General features: G+C 58.9%; 24 protein-coding genes. 21 read left to right on the top strand and 3 right to left on the bottom strand.

The genetic code is table 11. The features are described from left to right. Window positions 1-11 precede the first annotated feature (11 nt). From pseG to LZ012_RS17835, 15 genes are all read left to right on the top strand, one after another. Window positions 12-1538, top strand: a complete 1527-nt coding sequence (pseG, locus tag LZ012_RS17905) for a UDP-2,4-diacetamido-2,4,6-trideoxy-beta-L-altropyranose hydrolase (RefSeq protein ID WP_275712277.1) — start codon at window positions 12-14, stop codon at window positions 1536-1538. A gap of 2 nt (window positions 1539-1540) precedes the next feature. Continuing rightward, the gene (gene pseI / locus LZ012_RS17900; RefSeq protein WP_275712276.1) at window positions 1541-2590 is read left to right on the top strand and encodes a pseudaminic acid synthase; all 1050 of its coding nucleotides are present in this window, start codon (window positions 1541-1543) and stop codon (window positions 2588-2590) included. Window positions 2591-2604: 14 nt separating this feature from the next. Next, on the top strand, window positions 2605-3687 hold the full coding sequence (locus tag LZ012_RS17895) for a GNAT family N-acetyltransferase (protein ID WP_275712275.1): 1083 nt from the start codon (window positions 2605-2607) through the stop codon (window positions 3685-3687). Beyond that, complete coding sequence (locus LZ012_RS17890) at window positions 3684-4676, top strand: putative PLP-dependent aminotransferase (RefSeq protein WP_275712274.1); 993 nt, start codon at window positions 3684-3686, stop codon at window positions 4674-4676. Before LZ012_RS17895 ends, LZ012_RS17890 begins: the two co-directional genes overlap by 4 nt. Then, window positions 4606-5382, top strand: coding sequence for a class I SAM-dependent methyltransferase (locus tag LZ012_RS17885; protein ID WP_275712273.1), 777 nt, complete (start codon window positions 4606-4608; stop codon window positions 5380-5382). Before LZ012_RS17890 ends, LZ012_RS17885 begins: the two co-directional genes overlap by 71 nt. A gap of 25 nt (window positions 5383-5407) precedes the next feature. After that, entirely contained in the window at window positions 5408-7666 is a 2259-nt protein-coding gene (locus tag LZ012_RS17880; protein WP_275712272.1) for a motility associated factor glycosyltransferase family protein, read from the top strand. Window positions 7667-7720: 54 nt separating this feature from the next. After that, a complete protein-coding gene (locus LZ012_RS17875; RefSeq protein ID WP_275712270.1) occupies window positions 7721-8581 on the top strand; it encodes a flagellin N-terminal helical domain-containing protein in 861 nt (286 codons plus the stop codon). Between the two features lie 223 nt (window positions 8582-8804). Then, the gene (locus tag LZ012_RS17870; protein WP_275712269.1) at window positions 8805-9668 is read left to right on the top strand and encodes a flagellin N-terminal helical domain-containing protein; all 864 of its coding nucleotides are present in this window, start codon (window positions 8805-8807) and stop codon (window positions 9666-9668) included. 79 nt (window positions 9669-9747) lie between these two features. Then, on the top strand, window positions 9748-10152 hold the full coding sequence (locus tag LZ012_RS17865) for a flagellar protein FlaG (RefSeq protein ID WP_275712268.1): 405 nt from the start codon (window positions 9748-9750) through the stop codon (window positions 10150-10152). A 38-nt stretch (window positions 10153-10190) separates the two neighbouring features. After that, window positions 10191-11591 carry a flagellar filament capping protein FliD gene (gene fliD, locus LZ012_RS17860; protein WP_275712266.1) on the top strand — a complete coding sequence of 467 codons (1401 nt, stop codon included), beginning with the start codon at window positions 10191-10193 and terminating at the stop codon, window positions 11589-11591. Between the two features lie 9 nt (window positions 11592-11600). Further along, window positions 11601-12011, top strand: a complete 411-nt coding sequence (gene fliS / locus LZ012_RS17855; RefSeq protein WP_275712265.1) for a flagellar export chaperone FliS — start codon at window positions 11601-11603, stop codon at window positions 12009-12011. Beyond that, window positions 12008-12316 (top strand): flagellar protein FliT, encoded by a 309-nt coding sequence (gene fliT, locus LZ012_RS17850; protein WP_275712263.1) that lies wholly within the window; start codon window positions 12008-12010, stop codon window positions 12314-12316. Before fliS ends, fliT begins: the two co-directional genes overlap by 4 nt. A 9-nt stretch (window positions 12317-12325) precedes the next feature. Then, window positions 12326-13453, top strand: coding sequence for a flagellar hook-length control protein FliK (gene fliK, locus LZ012_RS17845; protein ID WP_275712261.1), 1128 nt, complete (start codon window positions 12326-12328; stop codon window positions 13451-13453). After that, window positions 13434-13727 carry an EscU/YscU/HrcU family type III secretion system export apparatus switch protein gene (locus LZ012_RS17840; RefSeq protein WP_275712260.1) on the top strand — a complete coding sequence of 98 codons (294 nt, stop codon included), beginning with the start codon at window positions 13434-13436 and terminating at the stop codon, window positions 13725-13727. The genes fliK and LZ012_RS17840 overlap by 20 nt, the downstream gene beginning before the upstream one ends. Before the next feature lie 61 nt (window positions 13728-13788). Next, complete coding sequence (locus LZ012_RS17835) at window positions 13789-14580, top strand: flagellar brake protein (RefSeq protein ID WP_275712259.1); 792 nt, start codon at window positions 13789-13791, stop codon at window positions 14578-14580. 8 nt (window positions 14581-14588) lie between these two features. On the opposite strand, the gene fliE is transcribed toward LZ012_RS17835, so the two are convergent. Genes fliE through LZ012_RS17820 form a run of 3 tightly spaced genes read right to left on the bottom strand, consistent with a single transcriptional unit; the run spans window position 14589 to window position 17443 of the window. Next, window positions 14589-14909 (bottom strand): flagellar hook-basal body complex protein FliE, encoded by a 321-nt coding sequence (gene fliE / locus LZ012_RS17830; RefSeq protein ID WP_275712258.1) that lies wholly within the window; start codon window positions 14907-14909, stop codon window positions 14589-14591. A gap of 48 nt (window positions 14910-14957) precedes the next feature. After that, window positions 14958-16328, bottom strand: coding sequence for a sigma-54-dependent transcriptional regulator (locus LZ012_RS17825; protein ID WP_275712257.1), 1371 nt, complete (start codon window positions 16326-16328; stop codon window positions 14958-14960). Then, window positions 16328-17443, bottom strand: coding sequence for a sensor histidine kinase (locus LZ012_RS17820; RefSeq protein WP_275712256.1), 1116 nt, complete (start codon window positions 17441-17443; stop codon window positions 16328-16330). Before LZ012_RS17820 ends, LZ012_RS17825 begins: the two co-directional genes overlap by 1 nt. Here LZ012_RS17820 and fliF point away from each other — a divergent pair. The 6 genes from fliF (at window position 17442) to LZ012_RS17790 (ending at window position 24055) form a co-directional block, all read left to right on the top strand. Then, the gene (gene fliF / locus LZ012_RS17815) at window positions 17442-19379 is read left to right on the top strand and encodes a flagellar basal-body MS-ring/collar protein FliF (protein WP_275712255.1); all 1938 of its coding nucleotides are present in this window, start codon (window positions 17442-17444) and stop codon (window positions 19377-19379) included. The two genes, LZ012_RS17820 and fliF, sit on opposite strands and share 2 nt — an antisense overlap. Beyond that, window positions 19372-20373 carry a flagellar motor switch protein FliG gene (fliG, locus tag LZ012_RS17810; protein WP_275712254.1) on the top strand — a complete coding sequence of 334 codons (1002 nt, stop codon included), beginning with the start codon at window positions 19372-19374 and terminating at the stop codon, window positions 20371-20373. The genes fliF and fliG overlap by 8 nt, the downstream gene beginning before the upstream one ends. A 21-nt stretch (window positions 20374-20394) precedes the next feature. Then, window positions 20395-21096, top strand: a complete 702-nt coding sequence (locus LZ012_RS17805) for a flagellar assembly protein FliH (protein WP_275712253.1) — start codon at window positions 20395-20397, stop codon at window positions 21094-21096. Then, window positions 21093-22496 carry a flagellar protein export ATPase FliI gene (fliI, locus tag LZ012_RS17800; RefSeq protein WP_275712252.1) on the top strand — a complete coding sequence of 468 codons (1404 nt, stop codon included), beginning with the start codon at window positions 21093-21095 and terminating at the stop codon, window positions 22494-22496. The genes LZ012_RS17805 and fliI overlap by 4 nt, the downstream gene beginning before the upstream one ends. Before the next feature lie 6 nt (window positions 22497-22502). Further along, window positions 22503-22955: a flagellar export protein FliJ gene (gene fliJ, locus LZ012_RS17795; protein WP_275712251.1), complete on the top strand. Its 453-nt coding sequence runs from the start codon at window positions 22503-22505 to the stop codon at window positions 22953-22955. 62 nt (window positions 22956-23017) lie between these two features. After that, a complete protein-coding gene (locus tag LZ012_RS17790; protein ID WP_275712250.1) occupies window positions 23018-24055 on the top strand; it encodes a flagellar hook-length control protein FliK in 1038 nt (345 codons plus the stop codon). Window positions 24056-24084: the final 29 nt, after the last annotated feature.

The following is a 24084-nucleotide window of genomic DNA, read 5'->3' as shown; positions in this document are numbered from 1 at the left end:
GCCGGTCCTTCATGTTCATCGCTTTTCGCGTCGACGCCAACGCCATCATCGGCACTGGCCATGTCATGCGTTGCCTGGCGCTGGCCCAGGCTTTGGCGGCGCGCGGCTCGAAATGCCTGTTCATTTGCCGGGCGGATGGCCTGGGAGCGTTAGCAGAACGAATTCGGCAAGATGGCCATCAACTGGCCACATTGCCGGAAGGAACGACCAGCCCTGGGGGCGGACTGGCGCATGCCCGTTTTCTACCGCACGGCCAAACGGCCGATGCACAAGCCTGTTTGGACGTCCTTGCCCAGCATCCGGGGCCGGATTGGCTGGTCGTCGATCACTACGCACTGGATGCCCGCTGGGAATCCGCGATACGCCCGGCTACCGCAAAAATACTGGTTATCGATGACCTGGCCGACCGTGACCATGACTGCGACGCCCTGCTCGATCAGAACCTGCGCCCGGCAACCGAGGCCAACCCCTACCTCAACCGGACGCCCGCCCATTGTCGCCACCTGCTTGGCCCCAGCCATGCGCTGCTCCGCCCCGAATTTTCGGTTGCTCGGCAATCCCGTTCCAATCAGACCAGCACGACACCGCGCCTGCTCGTCATGTTCGGCGGTGCTGACCGGGAGGATCTGACCGGTCGTGCCGTTCGGCTGCTGCCCCCCCTCCTTGCCGCCATGGCAATCGACGTCGTTGTCGGACCGCTCTACGCCCACCGCGAAGCGCTTGCCCAGGGTCTGGCCGCCTTGCCAGACGCCGCCCTGCACATAGCCCCGGCAAACGTTGCCGCGGTAATGGCCAAGGCTGACCTCGCCCTTGCCAGTCCCGGCACCACCAGCTGGGAACGCTGCGCGCTGGGCTTACCATCGATCACCCTGGCGGTTGCCGACAATCAAGTTGCGATGGCCGAAGAATTGGCCCGCCGTGGCGCTCACCTTTACCTTGGGCGATCCGACGCGGTAAGTGACAGCGATTTGGCTACGGCCCTGCATTTACTGGCCGGCAACCCCCACTGGCGACAAGCGATGGCGGATGCCGCCTCAGCCATCACCGACGGCAGCGGGGCAGCACGCGTTAGCCAATTCATGAACAGCAGTCGACTCGATGTTCGCACGGCAACCCCCGACGATGCCCGCATGCTGCACCTTTGGCGAAACGATCCGGGCGTTCGCCAGCATACCTTCGACCCTTCCCCGATTCCCTGGGAAAGCCACAAAGCCTGGTTCGAAGCCGCGCTGTCCGACTCGCAGCGCGTCGTACTCATCGGCCAGATGGGCGGAACTGACGTGGGGTGCGTCCGATTCGACATACGCCCCGCGCCAAACGATCATCAAGCACGAATTTCCATCTACCTCGACCCCGCACACCTGGGCGAAGGCCTGGCAGCCCCCCTGCTCATCGCCGCCGATGCCTGGCTACGCGATGCACGGCCCGCCATCAGCAGCACCATCGCCGAAGTGATGGCCGACAACGAAGCATCGCGCCGCGCCTTTTTGCGCGCCGGCTACCGACACGACCACAGTGTGTTCATCAAACAAGGATAATCATGGCCGCCTTCTCCATTGCCCATCGCACCATCGGCCGGGATGCCACCCCGTTTGTCATCGCCGAAATGTCCGGCAACCACAACCAGTCCCTGGACCGGGCGCTGGCCATCGTCGATGCCGCCGCCGACGCGGGGGCACACGCGCTGAAGATCCAGACCTACACGGCGGACACCATGACCCTGGACAGCGACCAGGGAGGCTTCGTAATTAACGATCCGAACAGCCTGTGGGCCGGAAAATCGCTGCACAAGCTCTATGACGAAGCCCATACGCCGTGGGAATGGCACGCCCCAATTTTCGACAAGGCCCGGCAGCGTGGCCTCATTCCCTTCAGCACGCCTTTTGACGAGACAGCCGTCGATTTCCTGGAAACGCTCAACGTGCCCTGCTACAAGGTCGCCTCTTTTGAAATGACCGATCTGCCCCTGGTCCGAAAAATCGCCGCCACCGGCAAACCGATGATCGTTTCGACCGGGATGGCCAACGCTGCCGAAATCGACGAAACCGTTCGCACCGCCCGTGCCGCAGGCTGCCGCGATCTGGTACTGCTCAAATGCACCAGCACCTACCCGGCAACGCCGGCCAATACCAATCTGCTCACCATCCCCAACCTGCGCGACTGGAGCGGCTGCGAAGTCGGCCTTTCAGATCACACCATGGGCATCGGTGCCGCTGTCGCTGCGGTGGCGTTGGGTGCGTCGGTTGTCGAAAAGCACTTCACGCTGGCGCGCGCCGATGGCGGAGTCGATTCGGCGTTCTCCCTGGAGCCGGCCGAACTCAAGGCCCTGGTCGTGGAAACGGAGCGCGCCTGGCAAGCCTTGGGGCAGGTTGCCTATGGCGCCAGCGAAGCCGAACAGAAATCGCTGGCTTTCCGTCGCTCCTTGTATGCCGTAAAAGATATCGCCCGGGGCGAACGCCTCACCGCCGACAACGTGCGCGCCATCCGGCCCGGGTTTGGACTTCCGCCGAAGTATCTTGAATACATTCTTGGCAAAACCGCCAGCCGAGACCTGGCAAAAGGTACGCCACTATCCTGGGACATCCTGTGAACATGGCGGAGACCGTGCCCGTCGCCCTCTTTCCTGACGCGGCCGGCGAATTTGCTTTCCTGACAGGGGAGTCGGCCGCTGAACGCTGGGATCAGGCGCTGGCAAATGCCAGCGTACAACCCGTTGGCTATCGTCGTTGCCACCTCGCCTATCAACACGCCTATTTTTCTTCCGCCTACGCCGATTACCACTCGTTCGACCACCTGATCTCCTGGCGCGGCGAAGTTGTCGCCCTGTGCCCGCTTGCTGCCTTCCGGCAGGACGGACAATGGGTGCTGTCCAGCCATCTCAACGGGATCGTCGGCGTTGCCCCTCCCCTCCCGCTGGTTGCCTTGCCGGAAAAAGCCTCCCGCCAACTGCACCAAGCATGGCTTCAGGCAGTGGCCGTGCTGGCAAAACAACTTGGCAGCAACACGCGCTTGCGTTTCACAGCACCAACTCCCTGCCCGACCGCTCCGGACTGGTATCGCCGACTGCTGCAGCTTGGCGCATCGGCCCATCTTCGCCACCGGATGCTGATCGATCTGGCACTTTCCGAAGCCGATTACCATCGGCAACTCCGCAAGAGTTACAAAGCCCTGATCAATCAGGCGCGGCGCTTATGGCAGGTTGATCTGGACACCGAAGGCAATGCGGCAAGTTTTGCCGATTTCCAGGCTTTCCATGAACAGGTAGCGGGTCGCCGCACCCGCCCCCAAGCCACCTGGGACGAGCAACTGAGGGCAATCCGGCAACGCAGCGCCTTTGCGATCTATCTTCGCGAAGCCGATGGGCGGATGGTGGGAGCCAGCCTGTACAACTGCAGCCGCAACGAGGTTTATTACGCGGTCGGCGTTTACGATCGCGCCCTATTCGATCAACCCGTCGCCCACCTGAGCCTGGATGCCGCTATCCGGCATGCGCGAGCGACAGGACGTCATCGGGTAATCCTTGGCGATCGACCTTTTCCTGGCGACATGGCAAAACCCAGCGAAAAAGAGGCAAAAATTGCCTTTTTCAAGGAAGGTTTTGCCACTGAACTGCAATTATTGCCGACTCTCGACATCATCGGCGAGCAATTGGCGCATCTCTGCCCCAGCGAAGAGCAGCCGACATGACCGCTCTTTTTCTGTGGCCATCTCCCCAAAAATTGCAGGCGAAGCATTTCTTTGGCTCCGGGGTCACGACGGAGGATATCGAGGACCAGTTGCGGCAACTCTTTCCCGCGGCGGAGCCAGTGCTCTTCTCCAGCGCCCGGGCAGGCCTCTCGGCAAGCCTTGAGCACTTGGGCCTGACACGCCCGGACCTTGTCTGGTGCCCACCGTTTTCAAGCCATTGCGTCTTCGAGAGCATCGCCCGGGTGGCAACGCCCAATACGGAAAGTGAGCGCCCCCCCAAGGTAGCCCTGATCTACCATCAGTGGGGGTATGTCGTGAGCAGCGCATTCCCAGCCGGAACGACGATTATCGAAGATGCGGTGGATACCCTGCTGTGCCCCGGGGCAAACCCATTCGCCATCGGGGGGCGCTTCGCCTTATGGTCCCTACCGAAGACAATCGCCAGCCACTGGGGCGGAGTCGTGTTTTGCCAATCACGCGACGATGCACAGAATCTGCGCCAAATCCGCGCGCTTCGCCCCATCTCGTCCACTGCGCAAGCCCTGCTCCGTCTTGCCGGTGAGCGCAGTCACCTGGCGCATCTCTACTGGCACGGGACGGAAGGTGCCGCAGGAATGCTCCCAACCTTTGCGCTGCGCCAGATCCAATCCTGTCTGAACGATCTCCCCGAAGAGGTTGACGCCAGGCAACGTCGACTGGCGCAACTCGCCCCCTACAGCCTGGTACCTTTGCCATCCACGCCCCGCCTGCCCTGCTGCCTGCCGCTTCCGGTCGAGCTTCAACCACTCGGTCCGCTGCCCTCCGGGCACGTATTGACAGTCGGACTGCGTAGTTTCAACTTGGCGGCAATCGCTCCCGACGTCCGCTGGCAACGCGTTTTTCCTGCCCCGATCCATCAGGATACTGATGGCACACATATTGCTGATTCTGTGGCCAAGATTTACTCCCAGCCACAGATCAGCCTTCATGAGCCAGGTATCGTTCGATAATTTTGCCAAGGCAGCGACCCAAACCGACCTCGTCGATACCGAGATCGCCGGGCGCTACCCCTTTCAGGCCCTGGCCGAACGACGCATCCTCAGCGATCTAATTCAGAAACTGAATTTGCAACCGGCAGACCGCCTGCTCGAAGTCGGCTGCGGTCCCGGCAACCTTCTTATTCCGCTTTCGTTTTTTGTCTCCAGCGCCACGGGTATCGACAACCTGCCGGCAATCGAACGCATGCGGAAGCGCGCCCCCGGAGCCGCCAATCTGACCGGATTGGCCGGCAATTTCCTGGAACTGGATACCGGTGAAGCACGTTTCGACAAGGTGCTGGTTTATTCCGTCCTCCATTACCTGGCCAGCGAAGAAGAAATTTTCGCATTCGTAGACCGCTGCCTGGCCTGTTGTGCCCCCGGCGGCCGCATTCTGCTCGGCGACCTTCCCAACCGGGACCGCAAGCGGCGCTTCGGCGCCTCCGAAGCCGGGCAAGCCGTACGCGCCGACTGGGATAACCAGGTCACCCAGGCGGGAAGCCATGCATTCGATACCCTTCCGGGAGATCAGAACCTCGTCGCCATCAACGACAGCCTGGTCCTCGCGATCATGGCTCACGTCAGGCAACGCGGATATGAGGCCTACCTGTTGCCCCAGCCCCTTGAACTCCCCTTTGGCGGCTCCCGGGAAGACATCCTGATAACTGCCCACCGCTAATCGCTCCAATCTCACAGAGCCCCCCATGTCCGCATCCGACTCCAGCGCACCTTTGACAGACCCCGAACTCAATGCCCAGCCCGCAGATGAGGACATCCCGGTGGATCTCAATCCGCTACAGGCGGCTTACATGCAGAAGCTGTTCGCCACCTACGAAGCGAACCTGGTGTTCTTCCAGGAGAAATTCCCCTACGTCTTCAAGCACCTGATCAATTTCAAGGCAGAGGTTCCCTTCTCCATGGACGAGGAGGGGAAGCTGACCATCTACTACAAGTCCAATGTGGGCAGCCCCCGAGATTTCGTCGATCTCGGCAAGGCGCTATACGGCTTCTTCGATGATCCGGAAAGCCGCCCCCGCGTCACCACCGGTGTCGGCTACCTGGAGAACGAGGCCATCATTGCCCCGCAGGCCGACATGCCCTATTTCTATCATCCGGTAGAACCCGAATATCGTCTGCGCCTGCTGCGTCGCTTCAAGGAACTCTGCCCGGTCGATGACAATTTCGACCGGAACTCCCGCTTTGGCGACCACTCCCTGTTGATCACCGTCATTTTCGGCGTTGGCTACGGCTGGGACATCGAGCAGATCGTGAACAACTATGAAATCCGGCACCTCATCATCATTGAGCCGGATGCGCGGAATCTGAATCTTTCGCTTTTCTTCCTGGACTACATTTCGCTCTACGACCGTTTCATGGCCCGCGGTGGGAAATACATGACTTTCCTGACCTACGATCCCAAGTCGGCCAAGGAAGAGGAGAAAGACGACAGCGAAGCAACCGAAGAGCAAGAAGTCCCGACCGAGGAAAAGGCGAACTTTATCGCCGAGCGCAACCGCGCCCTTGCCGGCGACCTCCGCCAAGCCATCCGTGTTTTCTGGCCACCGTACATGGCCCGCGGTGCTGCCCTACATTTCAATGATTACCGCTCGGATGACGTCAAGGAAATCTGGAATGCCCTTGGCCAGGAATTCTTCCTTCTCTACATGGGCTGGGGCTTTTTTGACGACGAAATCCTGTCCCTGCTCCACACCACGCAAAACCTCGACGCCAAATATCCCCTCTGTACAAAACTGGCCAAGAAACTGCCGGAAGATTCCGTTGCATTCGTCATCGGCTCCGGCCCATCGCTGGACGAACTGCTGCCCATCATCGAAGAACACAAAGACCGGGCAGTCATCATTTCGTGCGGTACGGCATTGACCGTTCTGGCACGCAAAGGAATCAAGCCGGATTTCCACGTCGAAATCGAACGGACCGATCTGACCTACGAGTTCATGGCCGATCCGAAACACCGGGAGTTCGTCAAGGACATCCCGCTGCTGATGATTCCTGCCATTCCACCCGGCGTGTTCGAGCTGACCAACCGCCCGCTCATGCTGCTCAAGTTTGTGGACGCCGGAACCCAGCTCACCGATATCGACAATACCTTCCCCCGTTTTTCGACCGGCCCCACAGTCACCAACTGCGGCACGGACTTCTGCGTTCGCATGGGCATCAAAAAGGTGTACCTGATGGGCGTCGATGTCGGCTATCCGGCTGAAGGCCCGCATCACTCGACGTTGAGCCACTATTACGACGAAGAGCATGCATCGGAAAATCTTGCCGATGCCGTCAAGCAAACCGAGGCAGCTTGCGCCATACGCAAGCCCGTCCCGGGAAATTTTGGCGACGAAGTCCATTCAACGGACATTTTCATTCAGGCTCGCGACCTGATTTCGTACTCGGTTTTGCAATTCCACAAGCAAAGCACCGTTTACAACATGAATCGCGGTGCCGCCATTCGCGGCACCGAACCGCTGCGCCCGAAAGACTTCCATCTTGATTCAAAACCGGAAAGCAAGCAGGCCACCATTGATGCATTGCTCGATTGCTTCACGACGGAATACGAAAGCGAACCCGATCGCAATATCGCAAACCTGGTGGAACAGATGGACGCAGTCGTCGTCGACGCCCATCAGATTCTGATCAAGAACTATCAGAGTGTCCTTGAAGTTTGCGATGCACTGGCTGACTTCGAGCACTACCTGAATGCGCCCAAACACGCCAAGACAGCGGCATTCCCGATGCTCCGCGGGTCGATGCTGCACATGACCCGCGTCTTCTTCGAATGCCTGACGATGATCAAGGACCGGGATATCGCACTTCAATATGCCCAGGAAGGCATGCAAACGATGATCGAGTTCCTGGTCGCCGGCCAGGAACTGATTACCAGAATCCCCGAGGAAGCACGGCGCCGAGCCCGGGCGAGACCCCCCCAAACCAGCGCCAGTCCCGCCAAATAACCTGGCATACAACCTGCTTAAACATGACCGTCAATACGCCCGAGGAGAATTGTCATGGCACAAATCATTAACACCAACCTTGCTTCAATCAATACACAGAGGCACCTGAACGCCTCCCTGACTGACCTGCGTACGGCCATTGAGCGCCTGTCGTCAGGCAAACGCGTCAATAGCTCCAAGGACGATGCCGCCGGTTTGGCCGTCGCCACCCGCATGGACTCCCTCGTTCGCGGCATGGCCGTTGCCCAGCGCAATGCCAGCGACGGCATTTCCATGTACCAGACGGCAGAATCTGCCGTCGGCAAAATTGCCGACGCCATGTCGCGCATGCGAGAACTGTCGATTCAAGCGGCAAACGGCACGCTCAATTCGAACGACCGCGAAAACATTGCCCTGGAATTCACCCAGCTCCAAAAAGAAGTAACCCGTATCGTTAGTGGAACCACCTTCAATGGCCTGGCCCTCCTCGATAGCGCCGGCGCCCTTAATACCTTCGTCGGCACCACGACTTTCCAGATCGGTGCGGAAGCTTCCGGCGCCAATGTCATCACGGTATCGGGCAAGGTCGATGTGAACTGGACCGGCATTCTCGATATCGCGGACACCGCCGTCCTGGACATCGGCTCCGCAACCGTAGCCGCGTCCTCCCTCAAGTTCCTGGACTCCGGCCTGCAAATCACCGCCGGAACGCGTGCGAAATACGGTGCGCTGCAAAACCGCTTTGAAACCATCATCTCGCAATTGCAAGTCGCCTCGGAAAACCAGACATCGGCCCGCAGCCGGATCATGGATACCGACTTCGCAACGGAAACCGCCGCCCTGACGCGCGGCCAGATTCTCCAGCAGGCCGGCACGGCCATGCTGGCACAAGCCAACAATCTGCCGCAGAACGTGCTGAGTCTGCTACGCGGCTAAACGGCCAACTAGTACTCTCCGGGCGTGGCCGTATGTCAGACCGTCGTGGTTTGACATACGGCCAACTGCTTTTCTGGAACCCCTTAGATCACCAAAAAAACGAAATCATCAAAAAAGCCTAAAGTTTTCTCCGGGTGTGCCGAAATAGTATTCAAGCGAGGACAAAACGGATTACCAAGCCCCGCCCTCGAATTGAAATCAACATTTCTCACAGGAGAAAATCATGGCACAAGTAATCAACACCAACCTGGCGTCCATCAACACTCAACGCCACCTGTATCAATCGCAGAACTCGCTGCGCTCCTCCCTTGAACGCCTGTCCTCCGGCATGCGTATCAACAGCGCCAAGGACGACGCCGCCGGTTTGGCCGTTGCCACCCGCATGGACTCCCTGGTTCGCGGCATGGCTGTCGCCCAGCGCAACGCCAGCGACGGTATCTCGCTCTATCAAACGGCAGAATCTGCCGTCGGCAAGATTGCCGACAACATGACCCGGATGCGCGAACTGAGCGTGCAGGCCGCCAACGGTACGCTGAACTCCAACGACCGTGAAAACATCGGCCTGGAATTCACTCAGCTGCAAAAGGAAATCGTCCGTATCGTTTCCGGCACCACCTTCAACGGCCTCGCCCTGCTCGACACCGGCACCAACGCCAACAATACCTTCGTTGGTACCGCCAGCTTCCAGGTGGGCGCCGAAGCCTCCGGCGCAAACGTGATTACCGTTTCCGGCAAGATCGACACCAACTGGACTGCCATCATGGAAATCGCCGATACGGCGACTCTCGATGTCAGCTCTGGAACGCTGGCTGTTTCCGCACTGAAGTACCTGGACTCCGGTCTGCAAATCTCCGCTGGTGTCCGCGCAAAGTACGGTGCCTTCCAGAACCGTTTCGAATCCGTGATTTCCCAGTTGCAAGTCGCCTCCGAAAACCAGACCGCAGCCCGCAGCCGCATCATGGACACCGACTTCGCCGTTGAAACCGCCAACCTGACCCGTTCGCAGATCCTGCAACAAGCTGGTTCGGCCATGCTGGCCCAGGCCAACAGCCTGCCGCAAAACGTGCTGAGCCTGCTGCGCGGCTAAGTTCTAGCCAGCTCGCTGTAGCCCTCCCTTGCCACAGGCCCCGAGAGGGTGCCTGTGGCAAATTACCATGGAGTGAATCATGGCTATTCAATCGATCGAAAGCAGCATCCTCTCCCAGCAATCACCACCGAGCACAAACGGGAAGACTGTTGTTGGAGAGTCGCGCGGCACTCCTCCCCAGCAAAACATACCGGCGGGAGTTAGCAAAGCCAATCCGGACACCGCATCGCAAAAATCCGATTCGCAGAAAGAGCAGCCGACCTCGGATTCGTTGAAGGACGCCGTTGAAAGGCTGAACAAATTTATCGGTGGTGCAAACGACCAGATACAGTTCACCGTCGATAAGGATACCGATCTCACCGTGGTCAAGATTATCGACAGGGAAACCAAGCAATTGATTCGACAATTCCCGTCGGCAGAAGCTGTTCAAATTGCCAAGGTTCTCGACCGGCTGCAAGGATTGCTGATCCGGGACAAAGCCTGATGCGGTAAACTATGGTTTGACTCAACGAGGAGATCATGATGGCAACTCAATCTAGTGTATCTAGCCTGGGCGTAGGCAGCGGCCTTGATCTTCAGTCGCTGCTGACAAATCTGGTTGCGGCAGAAAAGCAACCGATCACCTTGCTGCAAACCCAGCAATCGTCCTATAAAACGAAGATTTCGGCCTACGGCAGCATCAGCAGCAAGCTATCGACGCTCCAAACTGCGGCCAATGCCCTGAAATCCCCTCTCAGCCTGGAAAGCTACAAGGCTTCGAGCACTGACACATCCGTGGCGTCCGCAACCACGGGGGTAGGCTCTGCAGCGGGCACCTATGCCTTGCATGTGAACTCGCTCGCCAAGGCACATACCTTGAATTCGACTGCCTTTGCCGACCCGACAGCGGCCATCGGCACCGGCACCATGCGCGTAACGGTGGGTACTGCCTCCTTCGACGTGACGATCGACAACAGCAACAATTCGCTCAACGGCATCCGTGACGCGATCAACGCTTCAGCCAGCAACACGGGGGTTCAAGCCACCGTGATTCAAGACGTTAACGGCGCCCGGCTCGCGCTGACCAGCAAGAATACCGGCACGACTAACGCCATTTCGGTGGCCGTCAGTGAAACAGGAACTCCGGACTTCACTTCGGCCACCAGCGACCCGGCCAACCGGGACACCACCGGCCTTTCCAAGCTGGCCTATGTCACCGGTGCTGCAACCAATCTGACCGAGGCCCAACCAGCCGCCAATGCGTCGCTAACCATCAACGGCATCAGTATCAATTCGGCCAGCAACACCCTCACTACCGCTATTTCAGGGGTCACGGTCAATCTGTCAAAGGCCGGCGATACCACCCTGACCGTCGATCGGGACATCGAAGGCATCACCAAGCTGGTTACCAGCTATATCAATGCGTTCAACGATTTCCAGACCTCTACCCGGTCGGCCAGCAGCTACGACAGCACCACCAAAACGGGGCAGGTTCTCAATGGGGAATCCGCAACACGCTCGATCCTCAGCGCAATCACTCGTACCGTTCAACAGACACCGGCTACAGTCACCGGAACCTATAACAACCTGGCCAGCCTGGGTATTACCTTGAACAAGGATGGTACGCTCGCAGTCGACAGCACGAAGCTGCAAAAGGCAATCAGCACCGATTTCACCAGCGTCAAAAGTGTGCTGTCTGGTTACGCGACTGCGACGGCGGCAGCGGCCGCGGATTTGACCAGCACGTCTGGTACGCTCACGAACCGGGTCAACGGCTTGAATTCCTCTTACAAGCTGACAGGGACTCGCATCGACCAGATGAATCTCAGACTGGCGGCTTTCGAAAAACGCTACCGCGACCAATTCGTCGCGCTGGATACGACGGTTTCTCAAATGAACGCCACCAGCAGTTACCTCTCCCAACAGCTCGCCAAGCTGGCTTAAGGCTCCAATATGTTCCACAGTGCATCCAACCCCATCTCTTCGTACCAGAAGGTCGAGTACGACGCCAACATCGAAAGCGCCAGCCCGCACCAGTTGGTAGCCCTGCTGTTTCAGGGCGCCGAGCAGGCTGTCGCACTCGCCCGCGTGCACATGGAGAGCCAAAACCTGGCTGAAAAGGGCCAATCGATATCCAAGGCCATCGACATCATCAATCTCGGCTTGAAAGCGAGCCTGGACCTCGAGGCTGGCGGAGAGATCGCTCAAAATCTGTCTGCGCTGTACGACTACATGGCGCGGAGACTGATTACGGCGAACATCAAAAACCAACCGGCAATTCTGGATGAAGTATCCATGTTGCTGAAAGAAATCAGCTCGGCTTGGGGCGAAGCAGCCAAAATCATCACCAGCGCACAGCCATGACGCCCTCCGTGTCACTCATCGGGCTTTATCAAGAACTGCAAAAACTGCACGCTGCGATGGCAACAAATGCCGTTTGCCAACGCTTTACCGAACTCCCCGACCAGCAATCGCAAGTAGATACGCTGGTTGCCAGAATCCAAACCATCCCGCCCTTACGTCTCTCTGCCGAGCAACAAGCAATGATTTCGGGGCTGATCAAAGACATTCTGGCAAATCAGCTGCGCATAAAAGCTGAAATCGCCGATTGGCAAAACGACGTTAGCCCCTTTCTGGCATCATTCGATGCTCATCCGCTAAGGAAATAACAGGGCACCATGATCCCTGCCGACGTCGCCAGTCGCCTAAGGCTGGCCGTTCAAGAACAGCCGACGGCCCCGCAGGCGATATCGCCCAGCAAGAACCTGACGGATGTCCTTTCCGAACTGGTTCCCGGCCAACGCGTCATGGCCGAGATCATGGCGCTACTGCCTAACGGCGCCTACCGTGCCTTGGTCGCGCAACGGGAAATAACCCTCGCCCTACCGTTCTCTGCCAAGGCCGGAGACAGCCTTGAACTCGAAGTTGTGGACAATGATGGCAAGCTAGCCCTCGCCGTTGTTGGCAATCAATCATCGAGCCAAAGTTCCGCGACAAGCACCGATTCGGTCGCCACGACCCTGAGCCAGACTGGCCGCCTGATTGGCGATCTGCTGGGTGAAATTGGCGAACAAGGGAAAAAAGCCTCCCCCGCCCCCCTCAACGGCAACGCACCGCTGGTCGACAAATTCCCCGCTAATGCCGCCGATCTGGCGCCAATTCTCCGTGACGCCCTGAGCAAAAGTGGGGTTTTCTACGAAGCACATCAAGCACGTTGGGCGGCCGGAGAACTTCCCACGGAACGACTGCTACAGGAGCCGCAGGGGAAGCATTCGCCAGTAATCGTCGAGACCGCTCGATTTGTGGCGAATACCATCGGAAACGCTTCCGAGCCTGCAACTGCCTCCATGAACGCCGCCGCAGCCGGCAGTACCAGCGAATCGTCCGCTGCGGCAACTCGTTTGCCGACCAGTCCCCCACAAATCAGCGGCATTCCAGCCGACCTGACCCCACTGGTTCAGCAGCAGTTGGATGCACTGGCCACCCAGACCTTTGCATGGCAAGGGCAAGCATGGCCGGGCCAGGAGATGCGCTGGGAAATCGACGATCAAGCCCAGCGCAACTCAGGTGATGGCGAAAGGGACCAATGGCGTACTCGCCTGAAACTCCAGCTACCTAGTCTTGGCGGTATCGATGCGACGCTTCGACTACAACCTGGAGGCCAGGTAGACATTGCGTTAACTGCCTCCAGCCGAGAAGGCGAAACCCGCCTCGGTGCGGCTAGCATCCGCTTGCAGGAACAGTTCGAAGCCGCGGGTCTCAAACTCGTCCAGTTCAGCATCAAGCATGACAGCGCCGAAAGCTGACCCGACACGCGAAGCCATCGCGCTCGCCTACAGCCAGACCGACGCGGCTCCCCGTGTCGTGGCGCGTGGCAAAGGGCTGATCGCCGAGCAAATCATCACCCGAGCCAGGGAGCACGGTGTTTACGTCCATGAATCCCCGGAACTGGTCGCTTTGCTGACCCAGGTTGACATCGACCAGAGCATCCCGCCGCAACTGTATATGGCGGTTGCCGAATTGCTGGCATGGCTATATCGGATAGAGCATGGCGACAGCGAGGCGGAAGCACCGATTTGAACCGGAATCACCGGCAAACGGTTAAGATTGCACCTTTCCATCACCCGGCCCGCATATGTCCGTGGCACCCGACGAAGCGCTTCCTCGCTTTGAAATCGATCATCTCGATGAGTATGGCCAGTGCCTCCTGACCGATGCGCGGGAAGTCGAGTTTTACCTTGGGCTTCTCGTCAAGCGACACAGTATCATCACCGCCTACCTCGACACTGGCGAACGGTTTTTCCTGACTTCCCTCCTGGCAATCGACGTCGCTGACCGAAAAATTATGCTGGACCCCGCCCAGCATGAAGAGAACAAAATTCCCGTTCTCGCCGCCCGAACAATCACACTGGTCACCAATCTTGACCGCATCAAGATCCAGATCCGTCTCGCCCCACTGGAAAAGCAGCAATACCAAGGGCAGCCCCTTCTTGCCGCGCCGTTGCCAGAGGCGCTGCTGCGCCTTCAGCGGCGGGAATTCTTTCGCCTCGAACCCCCATTATCCGCTCCGATTTTCTGCAAGCTGGCAACTCACACCGAGGGGAGCGGTGCTTTCCGGACGTTCGAACTCCCGCTTTCCGATATCAGTGGCGGAGGAGTCTGTCTGACCGCCACGGTCGACATGGCCCACTATTTCGAACGTGACACCCTGTTTCAGAATTGCCGACTTGAACTGCTGGGCAACAGTGTCATTCTCGTCAACCTGAGGGTACGCAAAGCTATCGAACTATCGGAACGAAACGGGGAGCACAGCCTGCGGGTAGGCTGCGAATTCATCAATTTGTCTGGCGCCCGACTGGGCCAGATTGAACATTACATCGCGCGCGTCGAACGAGAACGCAAGGCGATGGACAGTGGGCTGATCGAAGCCTAACCCGCAGGTCAGACCTGCATGTTCATGACATCCTGATAGGCCGACACCAGCTTATTGCGCACCTGCACCATCTCCTGAAACGACACCGAAGCGGTCTGCAAGGCGATCATGACTTCGTGCAGATTCTGGGAGGTATCACCGGCCGCCAGTTTTTCGGACATCTGGTCGGCCTGCTGTTGCGTTTCGTTGACTCGGTCAATGGAGCCTTTCAGAACCGTCGCAAAATCCGGCGAGCCGGCCGCAGGCGTGCTTTCAGCCGCCTTGCCGGTCGCCTGTGCCGCCGTAGTGCGCAGCACGCTCAACATTTGTTCGATTCCCTGGGTATCCATAATCAGCTCCTAAAACCTCAAGACTTATCTAGCAAATTTCAGGCCAAATCAGTCCTTCAAATACCCTTCATCTCGATATTGCTGCAGCTTGTAGCGCAACGTACGCTCCGATATCCCCAGACGCTCGATGGTCTGCTTGCGCGAACCGCCCACTTCGGCGAGGGTACGGAGGATGTGTTCACGCTCCAAGTCCTTCATATTATCGACCTTTTTCCCAGTTTCCGCGACTACCGCCACGCTTTCCCGAGACGCCTCGGCGGCAACAGCTTCGAACGTCGTAGCGCTCTGACTGATCGGCAAATTCAAATGTTCCGGGTTGATCACCCTGCCAGTCGAAAGAATCAATGCCCGTTGTATGACATTCTCGAGTTCGCGAACGTTCCCCGGCCAATCGTAAGCGGCAAGAATTGCCTCCGCCTCGGGGGAAAGCGTCACACCGGCCCGCCCAAAACGGCCGCCGTGTTCGACAACAAAGTGGCGGGCGATGGCGACGACATCGCTCCGCCGTTGCCGCAGGGCGGGTATTGCAACCGGAAAAACATTCAGCCGATAGTACAAATCCTCCCGGAATACCCCCTTCGCGACCGCCTCGGCCATATCACGGTTCGAGGTCGCCACGATGCGGATATTCAGCGGCACTGGTTTCTTACCCCCGACCCGCTCCACCTCACGCTCCTGCAGCACGCGGAGCAACTTGGCCTGCAGCGCCATCGGCATTTCCGTCACTTCGTCGAGCAACAGGGTGCCATCCTGTGCCTGTTCAAACTTGCCGGCCTGCGCCTGCTGCGCGCCGGTGAACGCGCCTTTCTCGTAGCCGAAGAGCGTCGCTTCCAGCAGGCTGTCGGGAATTGCAGCACAGTTGATGGCAACGAAAGGTCCATCGCGGCGTGCCGAATTCCGGTGAATGAAACGCGCCACAACCTCTTTGCCCACTCCTGACTCTCCCGTCAGAAGGACCGTTGCATCCGTCTGCGCAACGCGTTGCGCCATTGCAAACATGTCGCGACTGGCTGGATCGGAGGCAATCACCCCGGCCGACTCGCCACTCTCCGGCAGTTCATATTTGTTGATATGCGCCAGCAGCGCCTGCGGCTCGAACGGTTTGAGCAGGAAGTCGCAGGCACCGGAACGCATGGCGTCCACGGCCTTTTCGACCTCGGCATAAGCGGTCATCAGGACTACCGGCAAATTCGGCAGGCGACTGCGAATTTCCTTGAGGAGGGTAATACCGTCCATCGGCATCATCCGGACATCGCTGAGCACGATGGAGAACGCCTGCGTCCCCAGCACGGCCAACGCTTCCTCGCCGCCACCGACTGCCACGTAAGGGCGCCCGGCCAGTTCCAGGGTATCGCCTATGGCCTCGCGCAGGCTGGGATCGTCTTCAACCACCAAAATTGGCAAACTATGTTCAGCCATCAATCATCCACTTCGTTATCTGCCTGCCCGAGAGGGAGCGTCATCACAAACTCCGCTCCGCGTTCTGGTTCCGACAATAATTCGATTGCGCCGCCATGTGCCCGGGCAACCCCCACCGCAATGGCCAGCCCCAACCCCGTCCCCTGCCCCTTGGTCGTAAAAAACGGTTCGAAAATACGCGCCTGCATGGCAGCCGGCACCCCTGGCCCGCTATCGCGCACGGCAAAACTCAGGAGATCGCCCTGGCGCCGGCCGGACAGGTAAATTTTGCCGCCTGCCGGCGTAGCCTGCATGGCATTCTCCAGCAAATTCACCAACGCACCGAACAGCGCCTTCCGGCTCCCTATCAGTACCGCCGAATCACATGCATCATCAACCTCGAAACCAAGCGCATGCTCCCGCATCAACGGCTCGACAGTCTGCGCAGCCTCGGCCAACAGTTCGCTTGCCGCCATCCGGTCGCGCCCGATACTCTCACCCCGCGCAAACAACAGTACATCCTGAATGAGGCGCTCAAGGCGCCGCAACTGCCCAGTCGCCTTTTCCGAAAACTTGGCCCGCGCCTCATCGGCAACCCCCGGCTGACCGAGATTTGATGTGTAAAGCAAGGCTGCCGCCAATGGCGTACGCAATTGATGGGCCAGCGAAGCGGCCATTTCGCCCATGGCGGCGAGACGCTGACTGCGCTCAAGTTCCGACTTCATCTGATGCGCGGTCGTTACATCGTGCACCAGCAAGATCTTGCCGCCAGCCGACGGCAACATGCTCTCCGCAATCGATAGGCGCCGATTTCCCAATGACCACTCTCCAACCGTCAACGTAGGCTCAAGCGAGGCGCGCACGATATCGCCCCAGTGACGACCGGCCATATCGGCGCCGAACATCGCCATGGCAGCAGGATTCACCGCCACCACGACCGCTGCAGCATCGAGCAGCACCACGCCGGCGGGGAGGGCGTCCAACAAGGACGATAAGCGCTCCGAGAGCGCCTCCTTTTCCTGGTACTGGCGCCGCAACTCGCCGTTGGCAATGGCCAACTCGTTGGTCAGCGAGGTCACCCTTGTTTGCAGAGCCTCGTACGCCTGGGTCAACTCTGCCGACACCTGATTGAACATGGCGAACGCCCGCTGCAATTCCGCCGCCTTGGCGTCGGCGTCCGTCGGGGCAAGGTACTCTGCGGCAGGATCTTGGGAAACAGGCATCGAAAAAGATAAGTTCAATTCAGCGCGATTCAGCGCCGGTAATAGTAGAATATTTCTAGGAAAGTTTGGCTTCTTAATTGATTCTCCTTCTGTTTCATGGAATTTCACCCGGGCTTTGATGGTAGCGACAACTGAAACGACGGCTAATACCGCACCGGACCAGAATCCCGTGGAGCGCTTGCGCGAGGCATTCAACCGCTTGGCCAATCAGCAGAAGATCATGCTCATGGTCGCCTTGGCCGCCATCGTTGCGGTTGTTATCGGTACGCTGATGTGGAGCCGGCAACCCGACTGGAAAGTCCTTTTCTCGAATCTCAGCGAGAAAGACGGCGGTGCCATAGTCGCCATCCTCGAACAGCAGAATATCCCGCACAAATTCAATGAAAGCGGTTCGCTTCTCGTATCCAGCGAACGTGTTCACGAAGTACGCCTAAAACTGGCCTCGCAAGGCTTGCCGCGTGGCGGCATGGTCGGCTTCGAACTGATGGAAAACCAGAAGTTCGGCATCAGTCAGTTTGCCGAGCAGGTAAACTACCAACGCGGCCTGGAAGGCGAACTGGCGCGGACCATCCTCTCGATCGGATCAATTCAGGCAGCCCGCGTTCACCTGGCAATTCCGAAGCCCTCGGTTTTTGTTCGCGAGGAGCAAAAGCCGACCGCTTCGGTACTCCTCAATCTCTACCCCGGCCGCACGCTCGACGCCGGACAGATTGCCGGCATCGGCCACCTGATCTCGTCGAGCGTTCCCAACCTGCCCATCAGCAACGTTACGGTTATCGACCAGAACGGCTCCCTGCTTTCCCAACTGAAGAGCAAGCTGACTGAAGCGGGGCTTGATCCTGCGCAAATCAAGTACGTACGCGATGTCGAAGACAGCATCATCAAGCGCATCGAGGAGATCCTCAAGCCTGTCCTGGGCGACGAAAATTTCAAAGTTCAGGTCGCGGCCGACATCGATTTCTCGCAGACAGAGCAAACCGCCGAAAGCTTCCGCCCCAACAACACGCCGGAAAGCACCAGTATCCGCAGTCAGCAGAACAACGAAACCGCCAGCATCAACCAGGCGGCAGGCGGTGTGCCTGGCGCGCTGACCAATCAACCTCCGGTCCCCGCGACGGCCCCCCTGACTCAACCGGCGACCGGCACGACACCTGCCCAGCCGGGCAAGCCAGGAGAGGCAGCAGGCCGCCTTGAGGCTGCGGGGGTTACCGCCCCGCTCAACGCTGCTGGACAGCCGATCAACACCAGCAAGAATGCGACCATCAATTACGAGGTGGATAAAACCATCCGCCACACCAAGCAGGCCATGGGCAACATCCGCCGCTTATCCGCGGCCGTTGTAGTCAATCATCGCAAGGAATTAGGCAAAGACGGCAAGCCGTTGGCCAAAGCGCTGCCCGATGCTGAAATGAAGCAGATCAATGACCTCGTTCGCGAGGCGATGGGCTACAGCAAGGAGCGTGGCGACACCCTGTCGATAGCCAACGCCCCCTTCACGGCGAGCGAAAAGGCGTCTGGCGAACTGCCGATCTGGAAGGATCCGGAGAACATTTCCTACGCCAAGGAACTTTTCAAGTACCTGCTGCTGGCCGGAATCATTGCCTTCCTCTACCTGAAGATCATCCAGCCCTCCCTCAAGGTCATGTTCCCATCGGAAGCCGACCGTACGGAAACACCGGAAGGTGTGGCTGGCGCAGCCGGACACGTAGCCATCGCCGGCGAGGAAGGCGAAGACAACGTTCAGATCAATCATTACGCGGCGATGGTTCAGAAAGCTCGGGATATAGCGCAGTCCGATCCGAAGGCGGTCGCCAACATCATCAAGGACTGGATGGGCGCCAATGGCTAATCCTGACGAAGGCCTGGAAAAAGTTGCCACGCTGCTCATCGCCCTTGGCGAAGATCACGCCGCCGAGGTACTCAAGCACCTTGGTCCACGCGAAGTGCAAAAAATCGGCCACGCCATGGCGCAGCTCAAATCGGTGCCACGCACGAAGGTTGAAGCGGTACTTGAGGAATTCCACAAGACCGCCGAGGAGAGTGCAGCCGTACACGTCGACACGGACAACTATGTCCGCTCGGTGTTGACCAAGGCCCTGGGCGACGACAAGGCCTCGAACCTGATTTCCCGAATTCTCCAGGGAGGCGAAACAGCAGGTATCGAAGGCTTGAAATGGATGGATGCGCCAACCGTTGCCGATCTGATCAAAAACGAACACCCGCAGATCATCGCAACCATCCTGGTTCACCTGGAGCACGATCACGCCAGCGAAATCCTCAATTTCTTCACTGAGCGGCTACGTAACGATGTCATCCTGCGTATCGCAACGCTGGAGGGCATCCAGCCTGCCGCGCTAACCGAACTGAATGATGCGATGATGCGCATCCTGTCCGGTTCCGCCAGCGTCAAGCGTACCGCCATGGGCGGCGTGCGAACGGTGGCCGAGATTCTCAATTTCATCGGCACCGCGAATGAAACCTCGGTTGTCGACGCCATCCGCGAATACGACCCTGACCTGGCGCAGAAGATTCTCGACGAAATGTTCGTGTTCGAAAATCTTCTGGATATCGACGATCGATCGATTCAATTGATCCTCCGCGAGGTGCAGTCCGACTCGCTGATCCTCGCTCTCAAGGGTGCCTCGCCAGACCTTCGCGAGAAAATCTTCAAGAACATGTCCCAGCGCGCCGCCGAAATGCTCCGCGAAGATCTGGAATCGAAAGGCCCCGTTCGGGTCTCCGAAGTCGAGGCCGAGCAAAAGGAAATCCTCAAGATTGTCCGCCGCCTCGCAGACGAGGGACAGATCGTTCTCGGCGGTGCCGGCGGCGAGCAGATGCTCTGACCCTGAAAAACACCCACGACCATGTCCGGCATCATCCCCAAAGAAGAAACATCCAGTTTCAAGCGCTGGCAGATCAACTCGTTTGACACCCCAACCAGCCCCCCTCCCTCACCGGAAGTCGAACCTCCTGCAAAAGAACCTGTTGCCGCAGCCCCCTCCGAGTCGAGCGGAGACATCGCCGCGCCTACCGCGGAGGAAATTGAAAACATTTACAATGAAGCCCGCACGACCGGCTACCAGGACGGCTACGACGAAGGGCGCCAGGCAGGTGAAATAGCAGGTCGGGAATCGACTGAACAGACTTGCAAGGATCTGCTCGCACTCACCGCCAACCTGAAGCATGCCCTTGGCGAGCTGGACCAGACCATTGCCGACCACCTGCTGGAGGTTGCCACCGAAATTGCCAAGCAAGTCGTAGGCGGCACCATTACGATGAAGAGTGACCTGTTGCTACCGATCATTCGCGAGGCGATCGCAGCCCTGCCGCTGCATCACGCCCATATCGTCGTCCGTCTTAATCCGCAGGACGCTGCGGCAGTCCGCGAGCACATGGGCGAATCCTTTGCTCAAAGCGGCACCCAACTGATTGAAGATAACGATATCAGCCGTGGTGGCTGCCTGGTTCGCGCCGGGAGCAGTGAAGTCGATGCCACCCTGGAAACGCGCTGGAAGCGCGTTCTGGAATCAATCGGCGGCTCTGCCCCCGATTGGCAAGCACCATGACAAACCCGTTGCTCGACCATACTGGCCGCTGGCAGAATTTCCTCGATAACTGCCGCCTGGCGGCCAGCAACGCCCAACCGCAGTGGCCCATTGGTCGCCTGACGCGCATCAACGGCTTGGTCATGGAAGCGGCGGGTCTGAAACTCCCCCTGGGTAGTTCGTGCAAGATCTACCCCATGACCGGCGCACCGGTCGAAGCAGAGGTGGTGGGCTTTGCTGGCGAAAAGCTCTACCTGATGCCGTCGGATGACGTCTATGGACTTGCCCCCGGCTCCAAAGTAGTCGCCTTCGAGTCCCCGACTCCGCCACCGCAGGTCGATGGCCCGCCGCCATTCCGCCGTCGTGCCATTGACCGTGCCAAACAAGTTCCCGTTGGGGACGAACTGCTCGGCCGCGTCGTCGATGGCGTTGGACGCCCCCTTGACAGCAAGGGGCCGATCAATACCGCTCACTCCCGTTCGCTGCAGGCACGCCCGGTCAACCCGATGTCGCGTGCAGCCATTCACCAGCCACTCGATGTCGGCATCCGTGCCATCAATTCGCTGCTCACAGTCGGACGCGGGCAACGCATGGGGCTCTTCGCCGGCTCCGGCGTCGGCAAGTCTGTTCTGCTCGGAATGATGGCCCGCTACACTGAGGCGGAAGTCATCGTTGTCGGACTGATCGGTGAGCGGGGCCGCGAAGTAAAGGAATTCATCGAGCAAATCCTCGGCGACGAGGGAATGCGCCGTGCCGTCGTCGTTGCCGCCCCCGCCGATACCGGGCCATTGATGCGCCTGCAGGGCGCCGCCTACGCAACGACCATTGCCGAATCCTTCCGCGACCAGGGCAAGCAGGTCCTGCTCATCATGGATTCCCTGACCCGCTATGCGATGGCCCAACGGGAAATCGCCCTGGCGATCGGAGAGCCCCCGGCAACGCGCGGCTACCCACCTTCAGTCTTCGCACGCCTGCCACAATTGGTTGAGCGCGCTGGTAATGGCTCGGAGGGCGGCGGCTCGATCACAGCTTTCTATACCGTACTGGCCGAAGGGGACGATCAACAGGATCCGATTGCCGACGCCGCGCGCGCCATCCTTGATGGACACATTGTCCTTTCCCGCACTTTAGCCGATGCTGGCCACTATCCAGCCATCGATATCGAGCAGTCGATCAGCCGTGCCATGGTCAACCTGATCACCCCGCCCCATCTCGAACAGATCCGTCGCTTCAAAGTGCTATTTGCCCGCTACCAGCGCTCGCGAGATCTGATTTCCGTCGGCGCCTACGCGCCGGGATCGGACCCTGTGCTCGACCAGGCAATCAGCCTTTATCCGCGCATGGAGGGATTTCTGCAACAGCAACTGACCGAACAATCGATGTTCGCAGACAGCCTCGAAGCTCTCGGCAGCCTCTTCTGATAAGCCATGACCCAGCCTTTTTCACTTCAACCCTTGCTTAACATCATGCAGGAGAGGACTGACGAGGCAACGCGCAAGCTGGGCCAGCTGCTTGCCGCGGAGCAGAACGAAAAAAGCCGCCTCCAGATGCTCGAGCAGTATCGCGCAGAATATGCCGCCAGAATGAACGATGCTACGTCGCAAGGCGTCACCCGCATGGTATTGCGCAACTATCAGGAGTTTCTCGCGCGTATCGACGACGCCATTTCAGCACAACGGCAAGCAGTCCAAAGCTCGGAGAACAACACCCGGGCAGGCCAAGAGGCCTGGAAAACACAGAACAAGCAGTTAAAAGCGCTCGACACCCTGTCCCAACGCCACGATATCCGGCAGCGCTACCGCGAAGGCAAGCAGGAACAAAAGCTGCAAGACGAGTTCTCGACACACAAATATAGCGGCAAGGAACCGCAAGACACCTGACGCCCTGTGGGCATGCCTATTGCTTGTTCCAGACAAGAATTAAGTCTGACAAGGGTTCCAATATGGGCATCACGGTTGTTTCATCCCCGGCAGCAGCCACCGCAACGGCCAGCGCCAATTCAGCGACCGCCAGCAGCACCGGGGTTCCCGAAGGATTGCCCGGTGGTTTTGCAGCCCTGCTCGGCAGCCAACTCGGCCGTACCGTGACGAGCAATGTGCCGGCAAGCGGCACGGCAACAACGCCACACGATAGCGAAAAGGCCGAAGAGAAGCTGCTTGGCAGCGAAAATGCAGATCAGACGCTTGCCCTGTTGATGGCAGTTCCCCCTGTTACGCCACCGGTGCTACCCAACCAACCCGTACGCCTGGACACGAACATTGCCCGAAACGAGGCCGCCAAGCCTCAGGATACCGCCACTCTGCTTGGCGCAGTGACCAGCGAAGCACGCGGCACCAACGAAGAAGTCCCCGGATTGAGGGCAACAGATTTAATGCAGCAATCTTCCGATGCGTTCAAAAATGCGCTGAGCACAGCACGCGACAAGCAAAGTGAAACGCCAACGGCAAATATTGCCGCCGACACTGCCGCCCAGGCATCGGCAGCAATTGCGACCGCCAAGGCCTCCACCGAAAACCGAAGCCACGCCGCAGCGGCGCCCGCTGAAATCCAGACGCACCTGCAATCTCCCTCCTGGGGACAGGATTTCGGCAACAAGGTCGTCTGGATGGCAAAAAACGACCAACAATCCGCCCAAATCAACATCAATCCGCCGCAACTCGGCCCAGTCCAGATCACGCTGCAAATCAACGGCGATCAGGCTACCGCCATCTTTGCTTCGCCACACACCGAAGTCCGCCAGGCAATCGAAGGCTCGCTCTCTCAACTCCGTGACATGCTGGCGACAACCGGCATCAATCTCGGTCAGGCAGATGTCGGCGCCAACATGGCGCGCCATAACGACAATACTCACTTCCAGTCAGCTAACGGAAACCGCGCACCAGATGAAACCGCTATACTCCCGGACATTGGAAGACCGACAGACGGTGCGCCAAGCGTACTGGCTCAACGAGGCAGGGGACTCGTTGATCTGTTTGCCTGATTGAACACGGAGTAAGAGGAGAAAACCTT

This window comes from Dechloromonas hankyongensis, assembly GCF_022012295.1.
Classification (GTDB): domain Bacteria; phylum Pseudomonadota; class Gammaproteobacteria; order Burkholderiales; family Rhodocyclaceae; genus Azonexus; species Azonexus hankyongensis.
The sequence above is the reverse complement of the archived record's forward strand: the minus strand, read 5'-3'. Positions and strand labels throughout refer to the sequence as shown.